Raw genomic sequence first — 4,012 nt, forward strand, 5'->3', positions numbered from 1 at the left:
AACTTCATAATTTTGTCGAGAAATATTATTGTAACTTATAAAGTGGACGAGTTAAGTCAATTCAGATTTATACCTTGAGCAAGACGGCTTCTTGTTCATTTTCCACCCCCAGCTTTTGATAACTTTTTCAGCAAACCCTACTTATAGCCCAAAAAATTCAAAAACGATCGATACAGAACGCACTTTAAATCTGTCTTTAAAAAACATTCAAAAAGTATTTCGATCGCCGTCCTAAAATTATTAACAAAATCGGAGTGCGACGAACTTAAATTATTCACCTTTTATTTTTTTCAAAAACGACAAAACTGGACGAGATTCTCGTTCGTCAGCAGTTTCCGTTCGTTCGCCGATTACCCGTTCTGTCGCATAGCGTTTGTAGAAAGTCGACGATTCCGAAGGTGGTTCGCGATCGCGGTTGGCGACGACGCCGAGTAGTGGCGTTCCCGAACTTTTCAACTCCTCTAACGCCTGCTCGAAAAACGGACGTTTGAGGTGTCCCAAACCCGTAACGAACACCACACCTTGAGTCCGAGCCGCCAACAAATGAGTATCCGACAATCCCAATACAATCGGCGAATCGTACACGACCAACTCAAACGCCGACTGTAACTGTTCCATCAACACTTGCATTTTCTGAGATGCCAGCAAACGCGGCGGATCGATCGGAATCGGTCCGGCGGGAAGGACGAACAGATTAGTTTCTAAGGACGACTGCTCGATCGCCTCCCAAACATCGAGGTGGCTGTCGGCGATCGCGTCGGTCAGTCCGCGCGTGTTCGCCAATCCCAACCGGATATGCAAACTGGGGTGGCGCAAGTCCGTATCCACCAACAACACCCGCTGTCCCATCGCGGCGGCGGCTTGAGCCAAATGAATGGCGACCGTGGATTTTCCGTCTCCGAGGGATGGCGACGAAACGGTCAGCGATCGCACGGGAGTATCGGGATTGAGCAGTCGAACGTTCGTATAAAGCGAGCAGAACGCCTCGAACGCCGGGGACGACAACCGCCAATGTCGATCGCGTTTCTCCTCGCTCGACAGTTGCGCTTCGAGACTCAAGGTTTTGTCGAGGGGAATAATACCCAGCAGGGGCAGCCGAGAAATCGACTTCACCTCTTTACTGGTATAAATCACGTTTCGCAGGCGATCGACCAACAACGCCAACCCCATCCCTAAAAACAGTCCCAACGCTGCCCCCATGACGGCGTTTTTCTTCGCACTGGCCGACGAAGGACGGGGTTTTCCGGGTTCTGAGATGAGTTGCCAGGGAACTTGTTCTTGAGCGGCGTCGATGCGAAAGGCTTCCCGTTTCGCGAGAAATTCGTTGAGATTTTGCGTGGCGATGTCGAGTTCCCGTTGAATGTCGGTGTACTCGCGAGCGACGCCTGAAAGCTGCTTGATTTCGGCGTTGAGTCGGTCGATTTCTGCCGCCAACGTGCGATCGCGATCGAGCAGTTCGCGAATTTGCGTTTCGAGTTCCCGCAGCACCCGCTCGCCTTCTCGCCGCAGCAGGGGAATTAAATTCTGTCGCTGCTCTTGCAACCGCTGAATTTCGGGACTGGTTGCTAAAAACGTCGCCGACTCGATGGCAATTTCACGATCGAGGGTTTGAAGTTGCGACAGGAGTTCTTGATAGCGAGCGTTGCCGCTCAACACCGACGACGATGCCGTTTCGATCGCCGGACTGGTCAGCTCTTGTTGTAAATCTTCGTAGAGTGCCTTGGCTTCTTCGAGTTGCAGTTGAATATCGAGCCGTTGCTGCTCTAAGTTACCGGCTTGGGTGGTCAGTTGGCCGCCTCTCGTGGCGGGATCGACGAGGTTGTGTTCTTGACGCAGGCGTTGTAAGCGTTCCTGTTGGAGCTCCACGCGATCGCGCAGTTGCGGAAGCTGTTCTTCGACGAACTCGATCCCCTGGCGAATGTCGCTGAGCCGTTCTTCGAGGCTGTATTCCAAAAACGCATCGGAAACTAAGTCCAATACGTCCGAAACCAATTCGCTATCGGTGTGCGCGTACGACACCTCGAGGATGTCTCCGGCCGGTTGTACCTTCAGCGAACTGACGATTTCCCCGTAGTTCGTTTGAGGATATTTCGCTTGTAGCTCGGTGACGATCGGGTCGATGACTTGAGGACTTTTCAGAACGGCTAACTGCGCCACGCCGATTTGAGCCGGGGCGTCTTGTTGGCTCGTCAGCGTTTCCGAGACTGACGAAATCACTTTACTCTCGATCGTGATCGGTTGCGTCAGAATCTCGAATTTGGACTCGTAAACGGGAACGTCGTTGAGGGCTTTCATCGTGGCCGCGGTCGCCACAGATACCGTTGCACCGACAATTAACAACCACTGCCGACGCAACGCTCCGATAATTTGACCGAGTTCTAGCCCCCCTTCGTCGCTGTCGTCGATCTCGAAGGCTGGTGTGGGCGTTAGATTTGGCGGCACTGGATCGCTCCCAACGTCTGTCAGGTCCTATTTCTAAAGTAGCAAACTCGAGCCACCAAACTTTTCGACTTTTCGGGATCTCTGCGAGAACGGACTCTCCGAACGGGCGATCGCTCCCCCTCGCCTCACAATGGGTCGAACTTCTGCCCCGAATTTTCAAAATTCCACCGTCGTTTGCGGGCGTCTGTTGTTACATTAATTAATATTCTTAACGATGTGTTACCAATTCGTTCGATCGTGCAGCCATGACTGACACTCTCACCAAACTGACCTACCAAGCCTTTCAACAGGGGAAGAGCTATTTCGGCGTCGCCCATAAAACGCTCAGTACGCAAATCGCCAAACTCGTCTCGCCGCCGCCAGAAGACAACACCGTACCGCTGTCGCCGGAAGTCCTGGTACTCCTACAGCGCAGCATCGAGCGTTTGCAGGAGGTAGACTGGCAAGACGCCGAACGCGGTCTCTACCCCACTGACATCCTGTTCGACAATCCTTGGCTCGACTTTTTCCAATACTACCCTCTGGTCTGGGTCGATCTCCCCAAAATTTGGGAACGGGTCGATCGCAAAGAATACCAACGCTTCGATTCCGACATCGATACCGTCGACTATCCCAAATACTACGTTCAAAACTTCCACCACCAAACCGACGGCTACCTCAGCGATCTCTCCGCCAACCTCTACGATCTGCAAGTAGAACTGCTGTTCAACGGCTCGGCTGACGCCATGCGACGTCGCGTTCTTGCCCCCCTCAAACAGGGACTGACCCACTTCAGCGACGTTCGCCCCGCTCAACAGCGAGTGTTAGACGTGGCCACCGGAACTGGACGCACTTTGCGGTTTTTACGAAATACCTTACCGAAGGCGTCTCTGCACGGCACGGATTTGTCCCCCGCGTACTTACGCAAAGCCAACCAACAGCTCTCGGAACTGCCGGGAACCTTACCGCAACTGTGCCAAGCCAACGCGGAAAACTTACCCTATCGCGACGACTACTTCCACGCTGCAACCTGCGTGTTCCTGTTCCACGAACTTCCCCCGCAAGCGCGTCAAAACGTTATCGACCAGTGTTATCGCGTCTTAAAACCTGGCGGTACGTTCGTTATCTGCGATTCGATTCAGAAAAACGACGAACCGAAGTTCGCGCCGCTGCTCCATAACTTCCCCGCCATTTTCCACGAACCTTACTATCGAAGCTACACCGAAGACAACATGACTGCCCGTTTGGAAAAGGCAGGCTTTACAGACATCGAAACTCAGGTTCACTTTATGAGTAAGTACTGGATTGCGCGAAAGGTGATGAGGAGTTGAGGAGGTTTCTTCAGGGCAGAGTGGAGAGTCCAGAGTGCTGATGTTTTAACTCTTCACTTTTCACTCTTCTCCCCTCAGTGGTGCAGAAAACTTTTCGAGATCGGAGATTGACAAAATACATAGGGCTTGCTGAAAAGAAGTGAAAAGCTTACGACGTAAGGCTTAGAGGAGTCTTGACATGGCTTCGAGAACCCGAAAAAGAGGTAAAATTGGAAATTCCTGTGCATCCGGCAAGAAAAAATGTATCAAAAATCACAAAA

At 52.0% G+C, this 4,012-nt stretch carries 2 protein-coding genes; one reads left to right on the forward strand and one right to left on the reverse strand.

The genetic code is table 11. From position 1 onward, the window contains the following. Nucleotides 1–270: 270 nt before the first annotated feature. Entirely contained in the window at nucleotides 271–2,442 is a 2,172-nt protein-coding gene (locus tag POG22_RS03270) for a GumC family protein (RefSeq protein WP_498903609.1), read from the reverse strand. A gap of 245 nt (nucleotides 2,443–2,687) precedes the next feature. On the opposite strand from POG22_RS03270, the gene POG22_RS03275 reads away from it, so the two are divergent. Then, nucleotides 2,688–3,752 (forward strand): class I SAM-dependent methyltransferase, encoded by a 1,065-nt coding sequence (locus tag POG22_RS03275; RefSeq protein WP_498903610.1) that lies wholly within the window; start codon nucleotides 2,688–2,690, stop codon nucleotides 3,750–3,752. Nucleotides 3,753–4,012 lie beyond the last annotated feature (260 nt).

It is taken from the genome of Geitlerinema sp. CS-897, from assembly GCF_028368005.1.
Lineage (GTDB): Bacteria > Cyanobacteriota > Cyanobacteriia > Cyanobacteriales > Geitlerinemataceae > Baaleninema > Baaleninema simplex.

Bases quoted from the DNA above. Each gene is read 5' to 3' on its own strand.
- POG22_RS03275 (WP_498903610.1), top strand. From the start codon at position 2,688: ATGACTGACACTCTCACCAAACTGACCTACCAAGCCTTTCAACAGGGG.